This window comes from Clostridium pacaense (assembly GCF_020709765.2).
GTDB classification, from domain to species: domain Bacteria; phylum Bacillota; class Clostridia; order Lachnospirales; family Lachnospiraceae; genus Enterocloster; species Enterocloster hominis.
In genome coordinates, this window is the sequence record NZ_JAJFEB020000137.1 from 1 (window position 1) to 262 (window position 262).

Consider the following 262-nt stretch of genomic DNA (forward strand, 5'->3'; position numbering starts at 1 on the left):
CCCCTTCCTTTTTTCCCTCCTCTCCTCCCTCTTCTCTCTTCCCTTCCCTTTCCTTTTCTTCCCTCCCTTTCCTTTTCTTTCTTCTTTTCTCCTTCCTCCCTTCCTCCCTCTCTTTTTTTTTCCCTTTCCCCCCCTTCTCCTTCTCCCTTCCCCCTTCTCTCCTTCTTTCCCTTCTCCCTTTTTTTTCTTCTTTTCTTCCCTTTCTCTTCTTCCCCCTTCTTTTCTCTTTCCCCTTCCTTCCTCTTTCCTTCTTTTTTCCTTT

1 protein-coding gene is annotated in these 262 nt (G+C 46.2%); it reads right to left on the reverse strand.

All coding sequences use genetic code 11. The features are described 5' to 3' along the window. The coding region (locus tag LK536_RS58820) for a hypothetical protein (protein WP_506092336.1) at positions 1 to 262 on the reverse strand (262 nt) is incomplete at both ends.